The organism is uncultured Fretibacterium sp. (assembly GCF_963544685.1).
GTDB lineage: Bacteria > Synergistota > Synergistia > Synergistales > Aminobacteriaceae > CAJPSE01.
Genome location: NZ_CAUUGJ010000007.1, coordinates 15,964 through 38,222 on the forward strand (window position 1 = coordinate 15,964; position 22,259 = coordinate 38,222).

General features: G+C 67.9%; 21 protein-coding genes. 13 read left to right on the plus strand and 8 right to left on the minus strand.

From position 1 onward, the window contains the following. Positions 1 to 5: 5 nt before the first annotated feature. The 7 genes from ABLA28_RS01530 to ABLA28_RS01560 form a co-directional block, all read right to left on the minus strand. Positions 6 to 1,625, minus strand: coding sequence for an AAA family ATPase (locus ABLA28_RS01530; RefSeq protein ID WP_347712223.1), 1,620 nt, complete (start codon positions 1,623 to 1,625; stop codon positions 6 to 8). A 66-nt stretch (positions 1,626 to 1,691) separates the two neighbouring features. Then, the gene (locus ABLA28_RS01535) at positions 1,692 to 2,819 is read right to left on the minus strand and encodes a hypothetical protein (RefSeq protein ID WP_347712224.1); all 1,128 of its coding nucleotides are present in this window, start codon (positions 2,817 to 2,819) and stop codon (positions 1,692 to 1,694) included. 70 nt (positions 2,820 to 2,889) lie between these two features. After that, positions 2,890 to 4,026: a lipid-A-disaccharide synthase gene (locus tag ABLA28_RS01540; RefSeq protein ID WP_347712225.1), complete on the minus strand. Its 1,137-nt coding sequence runs from the start codon at positions 4,024 to 4,026 to the stop codon at positions 2,890 to 2,892. Beyond that, a complete protein-coding gene (gene lpxI, locus ABLA28_RS01545) occupies positions 4,011 to 4,835 on the minus strand; it encodes a UDP-2,3-diacylglucosamine diphosphatase LpxI (protein WP_347712226.1) in 825 nt (274 codons plus the stop codon). The genes ABLA28_RS01540 and lpxI overlap by 16 nt, the downstream gene beginning before the upstream one ends. Next, positions 4,832 to 5,956: an LptF/LptG family permease gene (locus ABLA28_RS01550; RefSeq protein ID WP_347712227.1), complete on the minus strand. Its 1,125-nt coding sequence runs from the start codon at positions 5,954 to 5,956 to the stop codon at positions 4,832 to 4,834. The genes lpxI and ABLA28_RS01550 overlap by 4 nt, the downstream gene beginning before the upstream one ends. A gap of 13 nt (positions 5,957 to 5,969) precedes the next feature. Next, the gene (locus tag ABLA28_RS01555) at positions 5,970 to 7,079 is read right to left on the minus strand and encodes a diguanylate cyclase (RefSeq protein WP_347712228.1); all 1,110 of its coding nucleotides are present in this window, start codon (positions 7,077 to 7,079) and stop codon (positions 5,970 to 5,972) included. Positions 7,080 to 7,083: 4 nt separating this feature from the next. Next, positions 7,084 to 8,673 (minus strand): DUF4139 domain-containing protein, encoded by a 1,590-nt coding sequence (locus ABLA28_RS01560; RefSeq protein ID WP_347712229.1) that lies wholly within the window; start codon positions 8,671 to 8,673, stop codon positions 7,084 to 7,086. 407 nt (positions 8,674 to 9,080) lie between these two features. On the opposite strand from ABLA28_RS01560, the gene infC reads away from it, so the two are divergent. The 7 genes from infC (at position 9,081) to ABLA28_RS01595 (ending at position 14,858) form a co-directional block, all read left to right on the plus strand. Further along, positions 9,081 to 9,713 carry a translation initiation factor IF-3 gene (gene infC / locus ABLA28_RS01565; RefSeq protein WP_347712238.1) on the plus strand — a complete coding sequence of 211 codons (633 nt, stop codon included), beginning with the start codon at positions 9,081 to 9,083 and terminating at the stop codon, positions 9,711 to 9,713. A 252-nt stretch (positions 9,714 to 9,965) separates the two neighbouring features. Next, the gene (rpmI, locus tag ABLA28_RS01570; RefSeq protein WP_299077023.1) at positions 9,966 to 10,163 is read left to right on the plus strand and encodes a 50S ribosomal protein L35; all 198 of its coding nucleotides are present in this window, start codon (positions 9,966 to 9,968) and stop codon (positions 10,161 to 10,163) included. A 44-nt stretch (positions 10,164 to 10,207) separates the two neighbouring features. Then, a complete protein-coding gene (rplT, locus tag ABLA28_RS01575; RefSeq protein WP_314716967.1) occupies positions 10,208 to 10,564 on the plus strand; it encodes a 50S ribosomal protein L20 in 357 nt (118 codons plus the stop codon). 161 nt (positions 10,565 to 10,725) lie between these two features. After that, the gene (gene pheS, locus ABLA28_RS01580; protein ID WP_314716969.1) at positions 10,726 to 11,766 is read left to right on the plus strand and encodes a phenylalanine--tRNA ligase subunit alpha; all 1,041 of its coding nucleotides are present in this window, start codon (positions 10,726 to 10,728) and stop codon (positions 11,764 to 11,766) included. A gap of 17 nt (positions 11,767 to 11,783) precedes the next feature. Beyond that, positions 11,784 to 14,240, plus strand: coding sequence for a phenylalanine--tRNA ligase subunit beta (gene pheT / locus ABLA28_RS01585; protein WP_347712230.1), 2,457 nt, complete (start codon positions 11,784 to 11,786; stop codon positions 14,238 to 14,240). Between the two features lie 90 nt (positions 14,241 to 14,330). Then, a complete protein-coding gene (locus ABLA28_RS01590) occupies positions 14,331 to 14,618 on the plus strand; it encodes a hypothetical protein (RefSeq protein WP_299299667.1) in 288 nt (95 codons plus the stop codon). Positions 14,619 to 14,624: 6 nt separating this feature from the next. Further along, entirely contained in the window at positions 14,625 to 14,858 is a 234-nt protein-coding gene (locus ABLA28_RS01595) for a hypothetical protein (protein ID WP_299299668.1), read from the plus strand. Positions 14,859 to 14,990: 132 nt separating this feature from the next. Here the strand turns inward: ABLA28_RS01595 and ABLA28_RS01600 are convergent, their stop codons facing one another. Continuing rightward, positions 14,991 to 15,968, minus strand: coding sequence for a 2-hydroxy-3-oxopropionate reductase (locus ABLA28_RS01600; protein ID WP_347712231.1), 978 nt, complete (start codon positions 15,966 to 15,968; stop codon positions 14,991 to 14,993). Positions 15,969 to 16,464: 496 nt separating this feature from the next. Between ABLA28_RS01600 and ABLA28_RS01605 the strand changes: the two genes are divergently transcribed. The 6 genes from ABLA28_RS01605 to ABLA28_RS01630 all read left to right on the plus strand — a co-directional run. Next, a complete protein-coding gene (locus tag ABLA28_RS01605) occupies positions 16,465 to 17,310 on the plus strand; it encodes a phosphate ABC transporter substrate-binding protein (protein ID WP_347712232.1) in 846 nt (281 codons plus the stop codon). Between the two features lie 16 nt (positions 17,311 to 17,326). Continuing rightward, positions 17,327 to 18,172, plus strand: a complete 846-nt coding sequence (locus tag ABLA28_RS01610; RefSeq protein ID WP_347712233.1) for an ABC transporter permease subunit — start codon at positions 17,327 to 17,329, stop codon at positions 18,170 to 18,172. Next, positions 18,169 to 19,053, plus strand: coding sequence for an ABC transporter permease subunit (locus ABLA28_RS01615; protein ID WP_347712234.1), 885 nt, complete (start codon positions 18,169 to 18,171; stop codon positions 19,051 to 19,053). Before ABLA28_RS01610 ends, ABLA28_RS01615 begins: the two co-directional genes overlap by 4 nt. A 35-nt stretch (positions 19,054 to 19,088) precedes the next feature. Further along, positions 19,089 to 19,919, plus strand: coding sequence for a phosphate ABC transporter ATP-binding protein (locus ABLA28_RS01620; protein WP_347712235.1), 831 nt, complete (start codon positions 19,089 to 19,091; stop codon positions 19,917 to 19,919). A 371-nt stretch (positions 19,920 to 20,290) separates the two neighbouring features. Next, on the plus strand, positions 20,291 to 21,490 hold the full coding sequence (trpB, locus tag ABLA28_RS01625) for a tryptophan synthase subunit beta (protein WP_347712236.1): 1,200 nt from the start codon (positions 20,291 to 20,293) through the stop codon (positions 21,488 to 21,490). A 259-nt stretch (positions 21,491 to 21,749) separates the two neighbouring features. Then, the coding region (locus ABLA28_RS01630) for an HAD family phosphatase (RefSeq protein WP_347712237.1) at positions 21,750 to 22,259 on the plus strand (510 nt) is incomplete at its 3' end.

Sequence of the window (22,259 nt, forward strand, 5' to 3'; positions counted from 1 at the left end):
TGGAGCTACACCGCCCGGCGCTTCTCCGCGTCGATGACGACGACCTCCGCGGTCACGGCGCGCCGCTCCGTGTCGTAGGGCCTCGTATAGCCCTTCTCCTCCATCTGCTTTTGCCCTTCGAGCCTCAGACGGTCGATCTCCGATTCGCTTAGCGCCAGCTTGAACTCCAGCACGACGACGCGGTGGGGAAAGAGAACCAGGACGTCGCTTCGTCCCCGGTTCGTCGGAACCTCCCCGTGGGCCGTAATCCCCGCCCCGCGGAGGAGCATCAAAAACAGGGAGCGGTACAGGGATTCGTCCCGCTTGATGAAATCCTGATAGGGGATCGAGGCCAGGGCCGTATTGTAGAGCCGGACGGCCTCGGCGACATCCCCGCCGCTCAACGCCCGCCAGAGGTCCGAGCCGATGGAGCTGTAGCTCTCCACGTGGTAGACGTGTTCCAGGTACATGCGGGAGATGGAGTCCAGCACCTCGCGGTTGGGGTAGTCGAGCGTGATGGAGTCCTCCACCCACTTCTCGATGGTCAGGTATCCCGCCTGATAGAGAAAGCTCTCCGGCCGTGCCCGCTCGATCTCCTGGCTTTCCGCGAAGCCGGCCGATACGGTCAGGTGCCGGTACGCCTCCGGGTTCCTTATATCGTGCCTCTTCATATACTCCACGATGAAGGCGGGCGACCCGGAGCTGTACCAGTAGTTCGAGAAGCGGCGGTCGGACAGAAAGCTCAGGATGGAAAAGGGATTGTAGAGCCGCGTCGTGCCGTCGAAGCAGAAGCCGTCGTAGTAGTCCTTCATCCGCTTCAGCAGACCTTCCCGCGTCGTCTCCATCTTCAGGGCCGCGGCATCGATCCAGTCGGAGAAGTCGCCCTCGAGCTCCGCCTGCGTGTACCCGACGATATCGCCGAAGGACTCGCTCGCCGAGATGTCCCGCAGGTTGTTCATGGCGGAGAAGACGCCGGTCTTCGACCAGGCGGCCAGCTCACGGGCGCCGCTAAGGCGACCGGCGCTGTGCCGATCGGCTGCGTCTGTCCGAAGTGTGGGACACTTCGGACAGACGGAGATCCCCACTATCATCAAAAAACGGATATATTCTTCGCAGCCCTTCAGGACGGTGTAGAGGGTGCGGAGGGAGTCGCGCATGGCCTCCGCACCCTCCATATCTCCAATCTTGTCGAGGATGGGCTTGTCGTACTCGTCGATCAGCACGACGACGGGACCGCCGGCCTTGTGGAGCCCGATGATGACGTCCTGAAGCGCACCGCCGGGAAGCGTGCTCCTGACCTGCACGCCGGCGTACTCCCCCCTCCGGGCCAGATCCGCCATCAGGGAGGCCTCAAATTTCGGGACGTCCCGCACGTCCATCATGCTCATGTCGAGCCGCAGCACCGGGCAGGGGTGTTTTGCCTGCTCCGTCACCCACGCCTCGGCGGCCAGCCCCGCGAAGAGCTCCGCGCGGCCGCCGAACATAGCGTCGAGCGTCGAAAGCGTCAGCGACTTCCCGAAACGCCGAGGCCGGGACAGGAAGTACCACGCCCCGGCCTCGACAAGCTCCGTCAGTCGCGCCGTCTTGTCCACGTAGACGCAGTCCATCCGCCGCAGCTTCTCGAAATGGTACGTCCCGATAGGCAACGTCCGAAGCCTTCCTCTCATCGTCCCTCACCTCGCTTCATACTTCATCCGCCGGGACCAGCCGGCTCACCGGGGAACGCGGCGTTCCTGCGCTTCCAGGGCGTCGCACAGCCGCGCGGCGGCCCCGCCCTCTCCCGAGAGCTCCAGGAGCGCCGCACGCGTCTCTGCGAGCCCCTCCGGGTCCCGCAGTGCGGAGGCGATCCGCAGGGCGAGCGTCTGCGGGGTGACGTCCCCGTACAGCTCGTCCACGATGGAGCGGTTCGCGATGCGGTTCGGCAGGGAGATGAACCCGTTGTGGCGCGCCAGGACGCGCCCGACCGCCGCACGGCGTATCCTTATGCCCACGAACGGCAGGGATGTGGCGAACCCGCGCAGCCCGGCGACGGGGATGTGCTCAAGAAAGGCGTGCGGCGCAGCCGTCAGACCGGGCAGTCCGCAGTGCATCATCTCCAGCGTGTTTGTCCCCGGCTGAGTCAGGGCGTAGTCCGCGCCCCGCATCGCGACTCCCGCCCCGGCCCGGACGGGCTCGAGCCCCGCATCGCGCCAGGCCTCGAGCTCGGAGTCCAGCATGAACGGCGAGAAGAGCGTCCGGACCCTCAACCTCGGAAACTCGGACCGGAGCGCGGCGACGACGGCGGTCAGCCAGTCCCGGGCCGCCCGACGGATGGCAGGCCGGCTCCCCGGGAGCAGCAGGAGCCGGGGCGAGTCGGGCTCGTCCGGCCAGTCCCAGGACGCAGCGGAGGGGCTGTGCGCGTCCATCTCCAGGGCGTCCCGGACGAGGTCCCCGATGGAGCGCGCCCCGGGCTTGCCGGAGATGCCCGAGGCCATCGCCGGGCAGGCAGTGAAGACCGCCTGCGCCCGGCCCAGACCTTTTTTGGCGCCGTAGGTGTAGACGAACAGGGGCGCCTTGGCGGCATGCGCGAGGTGGGTCCCGAACATCAGGTCCCCCCCCAGCTGCAGGACGCAGTCCGTCCGTTCGGCCCCGAGCTCCCGCCAGGTCCGCGCAACGCCGCTCGGGCCCTCGAGCTTGTCGACCCCCAACAGCGAGGCGGCCTCGCGCTCCCGGCCCGACGCGAAGGGGCAGGGCAGGAGCCACAGGGAGACGGAGTGCCCCCGCAGGCGCAGCTCCGTCGCCATGGGCCGTGCCCAGTCCCACAGCTCCCCGGGGCCGTTCGTCAGTATGGAGACCCTCACGTTCGCATCACCGCTTCCCCTCGCGCTCCTCCTCGTCCCGCTCCCTGCCGGGCGTCGGGACAATGCCGATTTACGGTAAAATAGCCTCCGCCCAAAACCCGGCGGCATCCCCGGCGCCCATGGCGGCCCGGGCCTCCTCCATGCGGCGGTCGGCCTCGGAGCGGACGGCGGGGTCGTCGGTATAGCGGTACAGCTCCTGGACGATCCGTTCGGGCCGCGCGTTGCCCCGGAGCAGCTCCGGGTAGAGCGGCGTGCCGGGCGGACCGGCCAGATAGTTCGGGATCGAGATGTAGGGGATCCGTACCAGCGCGCGCGCTATGGCCCAGGAAACGGCGTTGCCGTTGTAGATCACCACCATGTAGCGACGCAGCAGCATCGCCTCCACCGCGACCGTCCCGCTGACCCCCGCGACGGCCTCCGCGGCCTCCATCAGCTCCCGGCCCTCCCCATCCCACGTCTCGAACCCCTCGAGGCGTTCCCGGAGCTCCGCGGCGAGGGCGGGCGAGAGGCCCGGCGCGATGGAGAAGATCGGAAGCCGTCCATCGTCCCTCAGGATCCGGGCCGCGCCCATCAGCCGTTCCAGGTGGTAGCGGATGTCGTACCGCCGGCTCCCCGGCATGAGCGCGATGACGCGTGCGTCCCCGGTGCGGCGCCGAAGCGCCTCGGGCGCGCGGCAGCCCTTCAGCCCCTCGACCAGCGGGTGGACCGCCCAGCGGGAGTTCACGCCCCGCTCGGCCAGGTAGCGGTGCTCGAAGGAGAAGAGCGGCAGGCACAGGTCGAAGTCCCGGCGCAGGGCCCGGACGCGCCCGCTGCGCCAGGCCCAGACGGTCGGGGTCGCCAGACAGACGGTTTTTCCCCCGTAGCCCGCGCGCCGCAGCCTCGATACCAGGCCCAGGTGAAAGTCCGGGCTGTCGACCACCACGACGGCCTCCGGGCTCCGCTCCAGGATGGCCCGGACCATCGTGCGCCGCAGCCGGAGGAGGCGCGGGATCGCGGGCAGCACCTCCGTGATGCCCATCAGCTTGAGCTCCTCGTAGCTCCAGCGGGGAAGGTCCGGCGCGAACTCCCCGCAGGCCTCCTCCGTCCGCGGCCCCATCATGCCCCATATCCGGCCCCTCAGGGCCGGCCTTCGCCTCAGCAGCGCCCGGACGAGCTCGGCTGCGTAGAGATCCCCGCTGACCTCTCCGCAGCTCACGAAGAGGGACACGACCGTATCCCCCAGACGGCGATCCCGCAGGCGTCGGCGCTTTCGAACGTCCGCTCCGGCTCCAGGACCAGGGTCCGCCCCGCCTCGACGGCCAGGCAGGTCAGCCCCGCGCACCTCATGGACTCGATGGTCCCGGGCCCGACGGTCGGCAGGTCGTAGCGCAGGTCCTGGTCGGACCGCATCATCTTGACGACGACGCCCCGGCCCGATAGCGCGCCGCAGCGCCCGATCATCGCGTCCGTCCCCTCCATCGCCTCGACGGCCACGACGGCTCGGTCCGCCACCACGATCGCCTGGCCGAAGGAACAGGGCAGCGTGACGCTCAGGACCTCCGCCCCGTATCGGACATCCTGCAGCTCGGCCTCGGTCGGGGCGCGGGAGCCCAGCCGCCCCTCCGGGGCCAGGAACTCCGGCAGGATCTGCCAGTAGGGGAGGACGGCGATGCCCTCCCGCTCGAACGCCTCGACGATCGACCCCAGAAGCGCATGGTCGTCCCGCGGCGTGGCGGAGAGCACCGAGCGGGTGAGGGGGTCGAAGAGGGCGGGCAGGAGGTAGATCGTCCTCTTGGCGATGTGCCCGGCCATGATGAGGCGCTCCGCGCCGCGGCGCCGCGCCTCGCGGACGACGCGCCCCAGACTCGGGAACCGGAGATGGACCACGGCCTCGGACCATGGGGCGAGCGCCCCGTCGTCGCCCCTCAGGGTGACGACGACGGGAGGGGTCCCCCGCTCGTGGAGGCGCCTCGCGATCTCCACGGGCAGCGCGCCCTCCCCGGCGATCAGGACGATCCGGCCCTCCGGTGCGCTCATCGGTCCACCCGGCGCGCGAAGAAGACCGCCACGATCATGAACACCAGGTTGGGGGCCCACGCGGCCAGCGAGGGCCAGATCGCCCCGGCCTCGCCGAGGGCGCGGCACATCGACATCACGACGTAGTAGGCGAAGACGATGACGACGCTGATGCCGAATCCCATCCCCGAGCCGGACCGGCCCTGACGCGACGCGCCGAACCCCGCGCCCAGGACCGCCATGATGACGCAGGCCCAGGGAACGGCCAGCTTCAGGTGAAACATCACCCAGAGCTTCGAGAGGTCCGACCCGATCATGCTGGCCTGGCGGATGTAGGCCCACAGCTCGTGGGCGCTCATGTCCACCGGGCGCCTCGTGCTGCGCTGGATCTGCTCGGGCGAGAGGTTCAGCGCGAGCCGCTGCCGCTCGAAGCGGAAGAGCAGGTTGATGTCGCCCCGGCTGTTGACGTCGTAGACGCGGCCGTCCTCGATCCACCACTGCCCGTCCTTCCAGACCCCCTGCTGCGCCACGGAGGTGCGCACCAGGCGTCCGCCCTCGAACTCGTGCACCATCACGTCCTTCAGGATTCCCTTCCTCGTGTCCATCTGGTTGACGTAGAGGACCCGCCGGAGCTCCCCGCCGCTCTCGTCGCGCAGGAAGACCTTCTCCTGAAGCGCGGAGGCCTGGTTCTTCATCACCTCGTACTTGAGCAGCCGGTCCGCGGCGATGGAGGTGAAGGGCACCACGGTCTCGTTGAAGGCCAGGGTCCCCAACGAGACGAGGAGCGACGCGACGACGATGGGCCGGAGCACGCGCGAGAACGGGATACCCAGGGACTTCAGGGCGATCAGCTCGCTGCCCGCGGCCAGGCCGGTCATCCCCAGGAGGGCGCTCAGCAGCGAGGACATGGGGAAGGTCATGGCGACGACCTCCGGCAGGCGGTAGAGGAAGAGGCGCGTCACGACCCCCAGGGAGACGCCCTGTTCGATGATCAGTCTCGCCGCCTGGAAGAGCAGGTCGCCCGCCACGAAGATCAGGGTGAAGATCAGCACCCCGAAGACGAAGGGACCGGCGACCGCCTTCAGGACGAGGCGGTCCAGGATGTGCAGGCCCAGCGGGGAGAGGCCCCCGGAAATTCTCACGGGAACCTCCGAATCAGGAGCCAAGCGTGTACTTGGCCTGCATGTTCTCGTCAACCCGCTTCACGAGGTCCTCCGCGTTCGGGACGCCGGGGCCGCCCTTGACGAAGTCCGTCACGCGGAGGATCACCGCGGTGGAGAGCGCGGAGTGGGACGTGCAGAGCGTGCGCATAAGCGTTTCGAGCTTGGCGACGACGGCCTCTGCGGCGTCGTTGTCGGTGTCGATCAGGATCAGGAAGATGTCGCGGGGCCCCGGGGAAAAGGCGATGTCCGAGGCCCGCAGGCTGACATGCACGGCGCGGCAGTAGGCGCGGAAGGCATCGTCCACCCACGGGTCCGAGTCCGACGAGGGGGGGAACGTGAGCCGCATCAGGACCGACGTCAGGAAATGTCCGTAGCGCCGGATGCGGTACAGCTCCTCCTCCAGGCGCTGCATCGCGTAGCCCCGGGTATGAAGGCCCGTGAGGGGGTCGACAAAGGAATCGGCCTGGGGGGCGGCGTCGGACAACGCCTTCGGTTCGAGCCGGAAGCAGATGCGGCCCTCCTTCATCGGCTGCTGAAGGACGTTCCATGCTTTTTCGCCAAGCATCGCCGTCCCCTCCCCCGGGGGGAGGAGCAGCGCGATGTTCGAGGCCAGCGCGGTCTCCCGGGAGATCCCCGCGATCTCGAGCAGGGCGTCGCTGATGGCGAGGATATCGCCGACCTCGTCGGTGACCGCGAAGGGGACCGGCAGGTCGAAGTCCCGAACGCCCTCCTCAAGCCTCGCCTCGGGGAGGGGCCTGTGGAGGCGGTGGTGATAGAGCGTCGTCAGGACCACCGCGCCGCAGACGGCCATGGTCACGCCCACCCACTGGAGCCGGGCCCCGAAGCTGACGGACAGGGGACAGAGCAGCATCCCCTGTGCGATGAGCTGGACCGGGATGTAGCCCCCTTTGGCGCCCTGGAGGATGAACAGGGCGTAGAGCGCGGTCAGGACGACGAACAGGAGCCCCGTCAGGCCCCAGAGCGACGCGTCCACCGGGCCCGACGCCGCGGGAGAGCCCAGGGAACGGACGATGAGGATCGTCGGGATCGCCACGACGGGCGGCAGGAAAAGCCACTTCATGAGGCTGACGGGACGTTCCATGGTGCTAACGGTATTCCAGGGTCTCTCCGGAGGGGTAGCTCAGGGTGTACTCCACGACGATCTTCCGGATCTCGCCGGGCTTGACGGACAGTTTCCACGACAGGCGATTCTCCGCGTCGCGCTCCGTGGGCTCGGGATCGATTTTGAGGACCTCCAGCTTGATCTTCTCGTCCACCGGGATCGGAAGCCGGTCCCGGACGGTGACCTCCTGCTCCGAGTCCATGCCGCTGGACACCTCCAGCGTGTAGCCGCTCTTGAAGACGCCCGATCCCCCCAGCCAGGAGCTGCCCGTGCTCTCCACCAGCGGGGTCTTTTTCGCGCTGAGCCGCGAGGCCGAGCCGAAGGGAAGCCGGCTCTGCCCCAGCCCGTACTCCGGCACCTGGGTGGAGCCGGACGGACGGCCGTCCACGCGCAGCTCCGCACGCCCCGGCATCAGGGGCGTGGTGATGGCGTCCATGCTGGCGACGATCCAGCCCGTGGAGCGCTGCTCGGGGATCAGGACCAGAAGGGGCGTGCTCTTGAGCGACAGGGCGCCGAGCGCCACGTCCGAGGGCGTGCCGTCCCCCTCGAGCGTCCCCCGGCCCAGGACGGCCACGTTCGAGAGGGTGGAAGCGATCACGGGAAGCCCCGCACCGAACTCCACGGCCTCATCGCCCTGATCGTCCATCGTGTTTGACGCTCTCTCGGGCATCGCTTTGGCAAGGGCGCTGGGGGCGGCTGCAGAGGTCAAACCCAAAGCCGCGGGGCTCCTGACCGGTATCGGATGCTTCGGACGCAAGGCGACCCGAAGGGGATCCATCGCGGGCGGCGAGACCGAGTCCTCCGGCTGCCTGGAGTGGAAGGTCAGGTCCCCCGAGTAGTCGAGCCCCGTCCCCTGCGCGGCGGACGCGAACATGTGGACGTCGATGGCTCCCGTCGCGCTGTTCAGGTCCATGACGTACCGCAGCCCCCAGCGGGCGGCGTCCGTGCGGGCCTCAAAGAGCAGCGGCTGGCGTGCGTTCGTGCGCCCGCTGACCTGCACGATCTGGTCGGACCGCTGAGGGCTCCGGGACTCGAGCTCCGCCTTCAGGCGCTCCAGCTCCTCCGTCTCCAGGCTCAGGGTCTCCGTCAGGTCCGCCAGGTCGTTCTCGACCTTCAGTCGGAGGGCCTGAGCGTCCTCCATGTAGTGGATCAGGTCCTTGCTCTCGGTCCCGTTGACCTGAGCGCTGCTCACGTTCAGCATCGCGCGGGTCTGCTCCAGGGAGGCCGCCTTCGCCTTCAGAAGGGCGACGGCCTTGGCCTGGGCGTCCGTCCGCTCCTTCAGGGGGGCGAGGGAGGGGGGGATCCAGCCCTTGCGCCCCTGCTCGATCACCTGGAGGTCCGAGACCCCCGTGAGGTTCAGGAGGCGGACGCTCGCGGCGTCGAAGGCGCCGGGGAGCTCGAATCGGAAGGAGTCCTCGGTGGGGGTGAGCTCGAAGACGAACCGCGCGCCCCTGGGATAGACGTCCACGGAATGGACCGCCGGGATGTCCGCCGCGCAGGGACGGGCGAGGAGCACGAGGACTCCTGCGAGGAGCACCACCGGCAACGTCGGGAAACTGCCTTTGAATATCATGATGAACGGGACCTCCTTGATCGTTCGTCGGGATGTTCGGGAAATCGGGTCCGAAAACCGGTCCGCGGGGCCGCGAAAGGTCCGTCGGGACGGTATCCCGTAGGGCTCGCATGCGGTCCCGCGCCTATTTTAACACGCTGTCCCGCATTCGGAAGTCCTGTCCGCTTGTCCGGCGGGACGAAATGTGTTATAGTTCCACGGTATGTCGCGAGTCAAGCAGAGGCTGCCCCCTCTCGCCCGATGCGGCGCCTTCCGTCGGTGGAGGCTGTTGCCGGGCCGTGCGAGATTGTGCAAAGCATCTCCCTCCAATGGTACGATGGCAGGGGAGACGTGTGAAGCGCAGATTGTCGGGGCGGCCTAGGGGGCCGGCCCCGATTTTTTATCTATCTCTATGGAGGTGAGGCGTTATATTCCCCAGGACTGAAGAGGATGCGCCGAGGGTCAATCAGGAGATCACTGCGCCGCAGGTGTTGTTGGTGGACGAGAACGGGGTGAAGGTCGGACAGATCGACACGGCTGAGGCCGTCCGGATGGCCGAGGAGCGGACGCTGGACCTGGTGGAGGTCGCTCCCCTGGCCAAGCCGCCCGTTTGCCGGATTATGGATTACGGCAAGTATCGCTACCAGCTCCAGAAGAAGGAGAAGGACGCCCGCAAGAAGCAGAAGGTCCAGACCCTCAAGGAGATCAAAATGCGCCCCAAGATCGACGAGCACGACTTCAACTTCAAGGTGAAGGCGATCCGGAACTTCCTCGAGGAGGGGCACCGCGTCAAGGTCTCCGTCTTCTTCAGAGGACGGGAAATGGCCTTCCTCTCCCGCGGCGAGGAGGTCCTGAACCGCGTCATGGCGGAGTGCGGCGCTCTGGGCAAGGCGGAGGGCAGCCCTCGGATGGAGGGGCGCTACATGCGCATGATGGTCACCCCCGTACCTCAGTCCGCAAAGCCGGCCGCGCCCAAGGATGGGGCCGAATCCGCGCCCAGAAAGGCCGCGTCCGGCCCGAATCCCGAGGCTCCGGCCCCGGCTGTCGCCGAAGGGGCCTGAGGGGCCGGGACGAGGGAAACACTGATTTAATCCACGAAGCCTCCCTGATGAAGCCCCTAAGCGACCCGCTCAACTCGCTTCCGCTCGTTGGCGGTTTGCTTATGTGGTACCCCAGTTTGCCGTCTTTGAGGAGGGAACTTGCCGGGGCCGCCGCTATCGTATAGCGGCGTGGGGGCGAAGCCTCCATGTTAATTTTTAGCGCAAATTTTTCGGGGAACGCGTTCCCCGTGTACGGAAAAGGAGAAATGTTTCATGCCCAAACTGAAATCGCACTCCGGTGCCAAGAAGAGGTTCAGCCGCACTGCGACCGGCAAGCTGTCCTACCGCAAGGTCGGCCGCAGGCACATCATGGTTCACAAGGGCTCCAAGCGTCTTCGCTCCCTGCGCAAGTCGGGCTATGTCAGCGACACCCTGATGGAGCAGATGAACAGGATGCTGCCCTACGCCTAGCGCGTCGGGTCCGTTCGGGATTTTTGGGGGAGGATGATTGAACCATGCGCGTCAAGGGTGCATCGGCAAGCAATAAGAAGAGAAAGAAGCTTTTTTCCATCACCCGGGGCTACTGGGGACAGCACAAGAACGTCTATCGGCGGGCCAGGGAGGCCTATCTCGCGGCGCTGTCCCGTGCCTACGGGGACCGCAAGCGCAAGAAGCGCGACTTCCGCCGCCTCTGGATCACGCGCATCAGCGCGGCGACCCGTTCCGAGGGGATGAGCTACAGCGCGTTCATGAATGGCTTGAAGAGGGCCGGGGTCGTCATGAACCGCAAGATGCTCTCCGAGCTGGCCATCCACGACATGGAGGCGTTCCGCAGCCTCATGGGGCAGGCCCGGTCCGCTCTGGGGCAGTAGTACCAGGCAATTTTTTCCATATTTCCATTTTCCATCCGGGGGGCCGGGGTCGATGGCCCCGTGTCCCGGGATGAAGGTGGATGAAGGCTGTATGGGGGCGGTCGGAGCCCGGCGCTCCGCTCCGCCCCTGAATTTTTTACGAGGAAGGGAGGCAGAGGCGGTTGAATGCGTTGATTGAGGGAATGAGGGAGGTGCGGGCCTCGTTTGGCGAGGCGCTGTCCTCCGTTGACTCCACGGAGGCGCTCGGCGAGCTGCGGGTGCGCAACCTGGGGAAGAAGGGCGCGCTGACCGTTCTGCTGAAGTCGCTGGGGAAGCTGAGCCCCGAGGAGCGTCCCGCGGCCGGCGAGCAGCTGAACGCCCTCCGGGACGAGATGGAGCGGACGATCGAGGCCAAGGGACGCGAGCTTCGCGCGCGGGAGAACGAGGCGCGCGAGGCCGGGGAGCGCATCGACGTGACGCTGCCCGCGAAGGGCCGCTGCGGCGGGTCCTTCCACCCCGTGGCCCAGACGATGCACGAGATCGTGGAGATCCTGCAGGGGATGGGGTACTCCGTCGCCCTGGGGCCCGAGAAGGAGGAGGAGCTCTACAACTTCGAGAGCCTGAACATGCCCTCCTGGCACCCGGCCCGCGACATGCAGGACACCTTCTATTTCCCGGACGGGACCCTGCTGCGCACGCACACGTCGCCCGTGCAGGTGCGCTCGATGCTGAAGTACGGCGCGCCGCTGCGGATCGTCTGCCCCGGGAAGGTGTACCGGCGGGACAACGATCCCACGCATTCCCCGATGTTCAACCAGATCGAGGGCCTGATGATCGACAAAGACGTGTCCTTCCCGGTCCTGAAGGGCACGCTGAGCGGCCTGATGGACGCCTTCTTCGGCCGGAGCCTGAAGAACCGCTTCCGCGCCAGCTACTTTCCCTTCACGGAGCCCTCGATGGAGCTGGACATCGAGTGTGTGGAGTGCGGCGGGGCCAACGCCCGCTGCCGGGTCTGCAAGGGGACGGGCTGGCTCGAGGTCTGCGGGATGGGGATGGTGCATCCGTCGGTCGTCCGGGCCGGGGGCATCGACCCGGAGAGGTACAACGGCTTCGCGTTCGGCATGGGGCTCGACCGCATGGCGATGCTCAAGTACGGCATCAACGACCTGCGCCTGCTGTTCGACGGCGACGTCTCCTACTTTCTGTCGGGAAGGGACGCTTAAATGGGAGGGACGCTTAAATGCTCGTATCCTGGAATCTGCTGAAGGACTTCATCACCCTCTCCGCGGGCCCCGAGGAGGCCGCCGAGCGGCTGACGATGGCGGGGGCCGAGGTCGAGGGCCTGGAATACAAGGCCCGGAACCTGAGGGGCGTCGTCGCCTCCCGCGTCCTGTCGCTGACGCCGCACCCCGCGAAGGAGAAGCTGCTCGTCGCGCGCCTGGACACCGGCCGCGGCGAGTCCGTCTGCGTCACCAACGCGGAAAACGTGAGGGCCGGGGACCGCGTGTTCTACGCGCCGCCGGGCTCGACGCTGCCCGACGGCACGGAGCTGGGCATCCGGGACTTCTACGGCCTGGAGAGCGCGGGGATGATGCTCTCCGCGGCCGAGCTGGGGGTCCCTGAAGCCGACGACTCGGACGGCATCCTGATCCTGCCCGAGGACGCGCCCGTCGGGACGGAGGCCCGCGCGCTCTACGGGCTCTCGGACACCATCCTGGACGTCTCCGTCACCCCGAACCGGGGCGACCTCCTGAGCATCTGGGGCATCGCCCGGGAGCTTCGGGGCCTCTTCCCCGACGCGAAACTGAACGCGCCCCGGTGCCTGGAGGGCCAAGCATCCGGAGATGACCGGGACTGGCCGGACGCGCAGCAGTTCGGGGCGATATCCCTGCCCGACCCCGGGTGCCTCTGCTACCACCTGGGCCTGGCGACGGGCGTCGCGATGGGGCCCTCGCCCCTGGCGGTCCGCGTGGCGCTGGCGCACATGGGCATGAGGCCCATCTCGAACATCGTGGACGCGACCAACTACGTCATGCTGGTGCTGGGTCAGCCCCTGCACGCGTTCGACCTGAACACCCTGCCCGCGCGGGAGATCACCGTGAGGGCGGCCGGGGACGGCGAGCGCATGACGACGCTGGACGGGCGCGAGCGCGTCCTGACGGAAAGGGACATGCTGATCACGAGCGGCGGCGAGCCCATCGCCATCGCCGGGGTCATGGGCGGGGACCGCACGGAGATCCGGGGCGACACCCGGACCGTGGTGCTGGAGAGCGCCTCCTTCTCCCCGCTGCGCGTGGGGCACACGGCACGGCGGCTGGGCATCGCCTCCGAGGCGGCGTTCCGCTTCGCCCGCACCGTGGACCCGACCCTCAGCGTGCGCGCCCTCTCCCTGGCGCTCGAGCTGATGCGCGATTGGAGCGGCGCGGAGATCGGCTACCGCGTGCGCTCCGCGTCCAACGATTTTCCAAAGCCCAAACCCGTGACCCTGACGAAGAAAAAACTTCAGACTTATCTGGATTGGGGCGACATGGACGCCTCCGCCGCCATCCTGGAGGGGTTCGGGATACGGGGCGGGGACGGGACGGACGAGGCGCGGACCTTCGTGCCGCCGACCTGGCGTCCGGACATCACGATCGAGGAGGACCTGATTGAGGAGGTCGGGCGTTTCCGCGGCTACAACGACGCCCCCGGGCGTCTGCCGGGCGAGCCGCCCCGCGGCGGGGACAGGGGTGAGCCGATGCGCCTGTCGGCCCTCGTGCGCTCCTGCCTCGTCGCGCGCGGTTACGTGGAGGCGGTGACCTACAGCTTCCTTCCGGAGAATTTCCCCGGCGCCCTGCTGCTGCCGGAGGACGATCCGAGGGCCCATCCCCTGACGCTGGCGAACCCGATCAGCCAGGACCAGATCGCCATGCGGACCACGCTGGTCCCCGGCCTGCTGAACGGGCTCAGAACCAGCGCCGCCTCCGGTTGGCGCGGGGCCGTTCGGCTCTTCGAACAGGGGCGCGTCTTCCTGAGGACCGCGCCCGGCGCGTCCACGCACGTCGAGCACGATGCCGTCGCGGGCCTCGTCTTCGACGGGACGGATCCTCGGACGCCCTGGAAGGGACAGGGGGAGGACTTCTACAGCGTCAAGGCCGACGTCGCCGCGCTGCTGGAGGGACGGGGGCTGACCCCGCGGTTCGTCGCCGGTCGGCAGCCCTTCGGGCACGGGGGGCAGACCGCCGAGATCCGGGCCGCGGCCCCGGACGGGAGCGTCCGGTCCCTGGGGTGGCTGGCTCGTCTCAAGCCCGTCCTGGAGCAGGAGCTGGGCCTGGGGGGCGGGGCCGTCGTCCTCTTCGAGCTGAGGCTTTCGGAGCTCGAGGAGCTCCGAGGGAACTGTCGGCCCGTGCTTCGTCCTGCAAGCGCGTTCCCGGCCTCGCTCCGGGACATCTCGATGCTGGCGCCGGCGGAACGGACCCAGGACGAGGCGGCGTCCGACATCCGCGCGGCGGCGCGCGGCGCGGCGGGGTGGGATATTCTGGACGAGCTGAGGCTCTTCGACGTCTACGAGGGCAAGGGGATCCCCGAGGGGTTCCGAAGCCTCGCCTTCTCGCTCTCCTACCGCGCGCCCGACCGGACCCTCAACGACGAGGAGGTCGAGCGGGTTCACGGCCTGGTGCGGGACACCCTGGTCCAAAAAGGGTACAATATGCGCTAGGTGCGTCAGGGATGCGGACGGGGGCGGTCCGGGGTGGTCCGGCCGCGCCCGGCCCGTCCGGGCGGAGCGGGGGGCGGAGGAGGGATGGGCTTGGTGGAGCCGAGAAGTATCGATACCCTGATCGATCGGCTTGGTGAGAGGATCGACGTGCTGATCCAGGAGCGGGACGACCTCAGGAGAGAGGTCCGTCGCCTCGCTGCCCATGCCGCCGAGCGCGACGAGGAGTGCGTGAGGGTCAGGCAGGAGATGCAGCGATCTCTCGAGGCCGCGGGCGAGGAGGTCCTGTGCGCGGAACGCGTCGGGGCGGAGATCGAGGCGAAGCTGCGGAACCTGAACGAACGCCTGATCGACCTCGTCAGGGAAAGATGGCGGGGTTGAGCTCCGGTGTGTGCCTCCAGGAATATCCGGATCACGATCGGGAAGAGAAACTACAGCGTTGAGACCGCTCTGGATCCCGGAGCGGTGGAGCGCATCGAGTCGCTGGTCGCGGCCGCCAGCGATTCTCCGGCAAAGGGGATCAACCAGGAGGAGCGTCTGATGCTCACCTGCCTGCAGCTGGCCTATTCCCTGGACAAGGCCGTTTCCGCCCTCGAGGGCCTGCTGAAGAGGGTGGAGTGAACGAAACGATCTGAACGAAACGATCGGCCCGGCTGTGCGGCGAGGCTAGGTTTGAAACGAGGACGGGGAGGAACGCCGGCAGTGCGTTTCCTTCCCGTCCTCGTTTCCGGGCACCCTGCGGGAGGAGGGGCGTCACTCCTCCTTCAGCGACACGCCGTTCAGCAGCTCGTAGTATCTGCCCAGGGCTCCATGGTCGAGCGGGCCGCAGCCGCGCGCCATGAGGTTCTGCATCATCTCCATCACCTGCGAAGCCAGGGGCATGGAGACGTGCAGTCCCCGCCCGGCCGCCAGCGCGTTGTTCAGGTCCTTCACGTGCAGTTCGATGCGGAACCCCGGCTCGTAGCGCCCCTCCAGCATTCGGGGCGCCTTGTCCTCCAGGCACTGGCTGCCGGCCAGCCCGCCCCGGATGGCCCGGAACACCCGCTCCGGGTCGGCGCCGGCCCGTTTGGCAAAGGCCAGCCCCTCCGCCACCGCCGCGATGTTCGCCGCGACGATCGTCTGGTTTACGAGCTTCGTCACCTGTCCCGCCCCGCTCGGGCCGACATGGAGGCTCTTGCCCATCAGGTCCAGGACGTCCCGGACGCGCTCGTAGACCTCCTCCCTGCCCCCGACCATGATGGACAGGTTCCCCTTCTCCGCCTTCTCCTGCCCTCCGCTCACGGGGGCGTCCAGCATGCCGCAGCCGCGCTCCTCGACGAGGGCGCAGAGCTCGCGGGCGGCGACGGGGTCGATGGAGCTCATGTCCACGACGACCTTCCCCGGGGTCAGCCCCTCCAGAATGCCGTCCGGACCGCAGAGGACCGACCGGACGTCCGGCGAGTCCGGGAGCATCGTGATGACGACATCGCAGCGCTCGGCCACGTCGCGCGGCGATCGCCCCACCTCCGCCCCGTCCTGAGCGAGTGCGGCGACCGCAGCCCGGGAACGGTTGAAGACGGTCACGGACCGCCCGCCCTTCAGCAGGTTGCTCGCCATGGGCCTGCCCATGACGCCCAGACCGATGAAACCGATTTTCACGCCGATCGCTTCCTTTCCCATCCCAAGCCCTTTTCCGTCCCATGCGGGCCTCTCCTTTTGGAGGCCCCCCGCGATATCGGGACCATTGTACACGAAGCCCCCGGAAGAAGGGGGGCTCCCGGTCCGCCGGGTGCTATAATGGGCGCGCGCATGCCGCAGCGTATTTCACGGGTAAGGCAGCGTATTTGACGAGCAAGGCAGTGTATTTTACGAGTAAGGAGGTTTTTTCGATGGCCGGCTTTGCATGACGGGACGCGATCGGCGAAGATGCACGGGATGCATGTTCGAATCCCCGGAGTCCGTCCCTGCCGCCGTCGGCCCCCTCCGCTCCGTTCCACCTCCGCCGCCGCGCCGGCGCATGACCCCGGCGAGCCTCGCCGGAGCCTCGACTCGACCGGCGGGAGCTTTGGCGCCGTCGCCCGCAAGGGCGGACCCGACCGAACCGGGCTCCCCCGCATTCGTGCGGAGGCCCGTCCGCCCGTGCTCCGGATGCGGAGCACGTTGCACTCGCCTCCATCCTCTATTCATCCTCGAAATCCTCGGATCGTGAACATACTCGGAAAATCGTTGAACGGAAGGAGCCTTCAAAATGAAGACCATGATGAAAAAACTGTTGACGGCAGCTCTGCTGACCCTTTCCCTTTCTGCGGCATCGGCCCTTGCCGAGCCCCTCGACGCGTTCAAGGGACTCTCGGGGACCCTGGACATCGCGGGCGGCACCGCCCACATCCCCGTCATGAAAAAGGCGGCGCAGAACATCATGTCCGCCTACCCCGACATCCGAATCTCCGTCGCGGGGGGCGGCTCGGGCGTCGGCGTCAAGCAGGTGGGGGAGGGCCTTGCGGCCATCGGAAACACCGGACGTCCCCTGAAGGACGAGGAGATTGCAAAGTATGGACTGGTGACCTTCCCCTTCGCCATCGACGGAGTGGCCGTCGCGGTCCATCCCGACAATCCCGTCAAGAGCCTCTCCGGGGAGCAGATCATGGACATCTACTCGGGCAAGGTTACGGACTGGAAGGAGCTCGGCGGGGAGCCCGGGGCGATCGACCTCTACGGCCGTGAGGACGGCAGCGGGACCCGCGAGACCTTCACCGACAAGCTGCTCGGCAAGGCGCAGCTCTCCCCGTCGGTCAACGTCGTCAGCTCCAACGGCGCGATGAAGACGGCCATCGCTCAGGACAGGCGGGCCATCGGCTACGTGGGCATCGGACACCTGGACGCCTCCATCGCCGGGGTCGCCCTGGAGGGCGCGCTGCCGACGCAGGAGAACGCCGCATCTGGGGCCTACAAGGTCGTGCGCGACCTTTACATGAACACCAAGGGAGCCCCGACGGGCCTGACTGCGGCCTTCATCGACTACATCTACAGCCCGGACGGCGCGAAGATCATCGAGGAGAGCGGCTACATCCCCGTCCCCAAGCCCAAGAACTGAGGACGGCCCCGAGTCCATGCGCCCTTCGCACTCGGCCCCCCTCTGGCTGCGCGTCCTGGCCTGTTTCGTGGGGAGTGTGCTCTCGACCGTCTTCGCCTTCATCCTGTTCTCGGCGCTGGACGCCCTGAGGGCGGGGCAGGGGCTCTTTCTGTTCGGGCCGGTGTGGGACCCCCGTGCCGGCCGTTTCGGCATCGCGGCCATGATTCACGCCTCGTTTCTGCTGGCCCTCTCCTCGCTCGGTGCGGGGTGGCTGCTCTCCCTGGGGTGCTGCTGCATGCTCCGGGGGGCCGCGCCGCGCCCCGCCGCCCGATTCCTCATGGGCATCCTGCGCTTCATGACCGCGGTCCCGACCGTCGTCTACGGTTTCACCGCCACGTTCGTGCTGGTCCCGGTCATCCGCGGCGCGCTGGGGGGAACGGGGTTCTGCTGGCTGGCGGCGGCCTCGATGCTTGCCCTGCAGGGCGTCCCGACCATGACGCTCGTCATGGATGGCGCCATGCGCTCCCGAAGTGCCGAGACGGCCCTGACGGCCTCGGCGCTGGGGATGACGCCCCTGCAGCATCTCGCCCGGGTGGCGATCCCGGGGTCCCGGCGCGCCCTCCTGACCGCGGCCGTTCTGGGCTTCGGCCGGGCCCTAGGGGACACCCTGCTCCCCACCATGCTGGCCGGGAACGCCGTCCAGTTCGCCCGTTCCCCCCTCGACTCCATGCGCAGCCTGACGGCCCATATCGGGCTGGTGCTCTCCTCGGACATGGGGGGCGGGGAGCACCTCTCCCTGCTGCTGGCCGGGGGACTGCTCCTGATCGGCTCCGTCTGCGTCAGCCTTCTGGCCCGGAACCTGGGCGGGAGGAGGTCCTCGTGAGGGTTCGGGAGGCGGGGCTCCGGGCCCTGAGCTGGGGGTCGGCCATCGCCGTCTGCGCCGCATTGGGGGGATTGCTGTCCTTCCTCCTGGCGCGCGGCGTCCCGACACTGGGTCCCGCCCTCCTCTTCGGCAGCACCCCTCCGATGGAGGCCATCCTGGCGCTGAAACCCGTTTGGGACGGTATCTGGCCGGCCATGCTCGGCACGCTGTCCCTGCTGGCCGTGACCATGGCGCTGGCGCTCGTCCCGGGGATCGGCTGCGGAATCTACCTGGCCTGCTACGCCCCGCCCCGGAAAAAACAGGCTCTCGAGACGGCCGTCGACGTCCTTGCGGGGATCCCCTCCATCGTGATGGGGCTCTTTGGGTTCGTCCTGATCCTCTCCCTTCGGCGCACGCTGCTGCCCCTTGGAACGACCTGCCTGCTGCTCGCGTCCGTCTGCCTGGCCATCCTGGTCCTGCCCACCCTGGTCACGGCCACTCAATCGGCCCTGGAGGCCCTTCCGGAGCGCCTTTACATCGATGCCGCCGCCCTGGGGCTGTCCCGGGATCAGGCGCTGCGGCACCTTCTGGTTCCCGCAGCCTCGCCCGGCATCCTCGGCGGCGTGATCCTGGCGATGGGGCGCACCGTGGAGGACACCGCCGTCATCATGCTCACCGGCGCCGTCGCGAACGCGGGGCTCCCCTCCGGGCTCACGGCCAAGTTCGAGGCCCTGTCCTTCCGAATCTACTACACGGCCGCACAGTACGCGGACCAGGACGAGCTCGCCCGGGCCTTCGGAACGGCCCTCGTCCTGCTGGCGCTGTCGGCCCTCCTGTCGCTTGCCGCGTATTGCCTGCAGCGAAGGCTGGAGAGGCGATGGCGCCGGGGCGGGGCATCGTGAGACCGGGGGGTATCGTGAGAAAGGAGGCATTCGCCTTGCCTGTACCGTCCGGGGACGGAGCCCCTCTCTGCGCTTCCGTCCGGTCCCTCGACGTCTCCTTTGGGGGGCGTCGGGTCCTTCACGGCATCGACGCGGATTTCCCCGCCCTGAGGATCACGGTTCTGCTGGGGCGCTCGGGGTCCGGAAAGACCACGTTCCTCAGGGCCTTGAACCGGCTGAACGAGTGCTTCGAGGGCTGCGAGAGCTCGGGGGACGTCCGGGTCTCGCTCGGCGGGATTCTGAGGCCGACGGCGGGCCCGAACGCACCCTCCGTCTCCCGGCTGCGCCGCGCTGCGGGGATGGTCTTCCAGACGCCCAACCCCTTGCCCATGAGCATCCGCAGGAACGTCACGCTCCCCGTGTCGCTGGCCGGAGACCTTTCCCGCGACAGGCTCGAGGAGATCCTCAGGGAGCGCCTCCAGGAGGTCGGGCTCTGGGAGGAGGTCGCGGACCGGCTGGATTCCCCGGCGTCCACCCTGTCCGGGGGCCAGCAGCAGCGGCTCTGCCTCGCCCGCGCCCTGGCCCTCGACCCGGAGCTGCTCCTGCTGGACGAGCCGACCGCCTCGCTGGACCGGGACGCGGCCCTCAGGATAGAGGAGCTGATCCTGTCCTTTCGGGGACGCCGTTCCGTCATCCTGGTCTCCCATAACCTGAGGCAGGCCCGGAGGCTGGCCGATGTCGCCCTGGTCCTGTCCGGAGGCAGGATCGTGAAGCGGCTGGACGCGCGGGAACTGGGGGCCTCCATCGACGACGGCTCCCTCCTGGACGAGGCCTATGGAGACGCGGACCCGGCCGACGCCGCCCCGTCGGCGCGAACGGGGCCGTAAACGCCGTGAGGGCGTTTCCCCGCCGAACCTCTCCCGGGCTCTTGACACCCTGCCGCAGGGGTGCTATTTTATTCGCCAAGTTCCGCCCCCTCTTGTGGGGGAGGACAGGAGAGCGAGGACAAGAGCCATGGGAATCATGAACGGGGAGAGCGCGGCACGGGTTCGGAACGGCGGGATGTGGTGGTGGCAGCCCTGAGCTGCCCTCTGTCCGCGTGCCTCGGAAGTCGAGAGAGTGCTTAAGGGCCGGAGGGGAAATGGAATACCCTCCGGCCTTTTTTTATTGGACAACAGAGCGTTGAAGCCCGGAGGCCGGTATTCGGACCCCGGGCTTTTTTCATTGCGGATTTTGAATTCCCAAGGAGGAGATTACAATGGCGAACGAAGGCGAAAAGAAAGCGATGGTCACGGGATTTTTTGGAGAATACGGCGGGCAGTTCATCCCCGAGGCATTGAAGAAGCGCCTGGACGATTTGGACGCGGCCTTCCGGGACGCGATGGCGGACAAGGCGTTTCACGAGGAGTACCTGGAGCTCCTGAGGAATTACGTGGGGCGTCCCTCGGCGCTGACGGAGTGCCGCAACATCTCCAAGGACCTGGGAGGGGGACGGCTCTTCCTGAAACGGGAGGACCTGAACCACGGCGGCGCGCACAAGATCAACAACTGCATCGGTCAGATCCTGCTGGCCAAGCGCATGGGGGCGAAGCGCATCATCGCGGAGACGGGCGCGGGAATGCACGGTACGGCCTCGGCCATGGCCGCCGCGCTCTTCGGGATGGACTGCACGGTGTACATGGGGGCCCTGGACATGGAGCGGCAGGGGCCCAACGTCGAGCGGATGCGGGCCATGGGGACCCACGTCGTGGCGGTGACGGACGGGCAGCAGACCCTCAGGGAGGCGGTGGACAAGGCCCTGGCCGTCTACGTCGAGGAGCCGGATACCTTCTACCTTCTGGGCTCGGCCGTCGGGCCGCACCCGTATCCCTCCATCGTGCGGGAGTTCCAGAGCGTCATCGGGCGCGAGGCGCGGGAGCAGTTTCTGGAGCGCGAGGGGCGCCTGCCGGACTACGCCGTTGCCTGCGTCGGAGGGGGCAGCAACGCCATCGGGCTCTTCTCGGCCTTCCTCGACGATGCGGAGGTCCGCCTGGTTGGCGTGGAGCCCGCCGGGCGGGGGACGGACAAACTGGGAGATCACGCGGCGACGCTCAGCTTCGGGACGCCCAAGGTCTTCCACGGCTTCAGGAGCTATGTCCTGACGGACGCAGCCGGGGAGGCCGCCCCCGTCTACTCGATATCCGCGGGGCTCGACTATCCCGGCGTCGGGCCGGAACACGCCTGGCTGAAGGATGAGGGACGGGCCCGCTACGAGAGGGTGACCGACGAGGAGGCGCTCTCCGCGTTTCGGACGCTCTGCCGCCGGGAGGGCATCCTTCCCGCGCTGGAGAGCAGTCACGCTCTGGCCTGGGCGCTGCGCCTCCTGCCCACGCTCGGCAGGGACGAGACGGTCCTGGTCAACCTTTCGGGGCGCGGGGATAAGGACTTCCATTCGATCCCCGAGGCGTACAAGAGCTGAGAGGCCGGGCTGGCGGACCGGGCACGCTATAATTAAGGACACGCTGCTTTAATCCATGAAGCCTCCCGGTGGTACCCCAGCTTGCCTGTTTTGAGGAAAAAGCTTGCCGGGGCCGCCGCTATCCTGATAGCGGCGTGGGGGTATGGGGGCGAAGCCCCCATATTAATGCATAGGCTTGGGGGAGAGGGCCCGGACCTTCCGGGCCCCTTCTTTCGTACCTTCAATTCGCACCTTCAAGCGGAAAGGCGGGCTGAGGCGATTGGTCTCTGCGGTTATCTTTGATATGGACGGCCTGATGTTCGACACGGAGTCCCTGAACATGCGGGGCTGGGTCGAGGCGGGCAGGCGGCACGGGTACGAGATGACGGAGGAGGTCATATACGGCCACATCGGGGCCAACCTCGCCGTGACGCGCCGCCTGATGACCGAGCACTTCGGACCCGGATTCGACTTCGACGCCGTGCGGGCAGACCGGGTGGCGTGGTCGTTCGCGCACATCGAGCAAAATGGGATGCCCGAGAAGCCGGGGCTCAGGGAACTGCTCTCCTGGCTGAGGTCGAACGGGCTGAAGACCGCCATCGCCACCTCCAGCGAGCGCCGCTTCGTCGATTTCTACATGGCGCACGCCGACCTGGATCATCCGTTCGACGCGGTCGTGACCGGAGACCGCGTGGCGCGGAGCAAGCCCGAGCCGGACATCTTCCTGAAGGCCGCCTCGGAGCTCGGCGCGGCGCCCTCGGACTGCATGGTCCTGGAGGACTCCTACAAC

Bases quoted from the DNA above. Each gene is read 5' to 3' on its own strand.
- lpxI (WP_347712226.1), bottom strand. From the start codon at position 4,835: ATGAGCGCACCGGAGGGCCGGATCGTCCTGATCGCCGGGGAGGGCGCG.
- ABLA28_RS01555 (WP_347712228.1), bottom strand. From the start codon at position 7,079: ATGGAACGTCCCGTCAGCCTCATGAAGTGGCTTTTCCTGCCGCCCGTC.
- ABLA28_RS01560 (WP_347712229.1), bottom strand. From the start codon at position 8,673: ATGATATTCAAAGGCAGTTTCCCGACGTTGCCGGTGGTGCTCCTCGCA.
- rpmI (WP_299077023.1), top strand. From the start codon at position 9,966: ATGCCCAAACTGAAATCGCACTCCGGTGCCAAGAAGAGGTTCAGCCGC.
- rplT (WP_314716967.1), top strand. From the start codon at position 10,208: ATGCGCGTCAAGGGTGCATCGGCAAGCAATAAGAAGAGAAAGAAGCTT.
- pheT (WP_347712230.1), top strand. From the start codon at position 11,784: ATGCTCGTATCCTGGAATCTGCTGAAGGACTTCATCACCCTCTCCGCG.
- ABLA28_RS01605 (WP_347712232.1), top strand. From the start codon at position 16,465: ATGAAGACCATGATGAAAAAACTGTTGACGGCAGCTCTGCTGACCCTT.
- ABLA28_RS01610 (WP_347712233.1), top strand. From the start codon at position 17,327: ATGCGCCCTTCGCACTCGGCCCCCCTCTGGCTGCGCGTCCTGGCCTGT.
- trpB (WP_347712236.1), top strand. From the start codon at position 20,291: ATGGCGAACGAAGGCGAAAAGAAAGCGATGGTCACGGGATTTTTTGGA.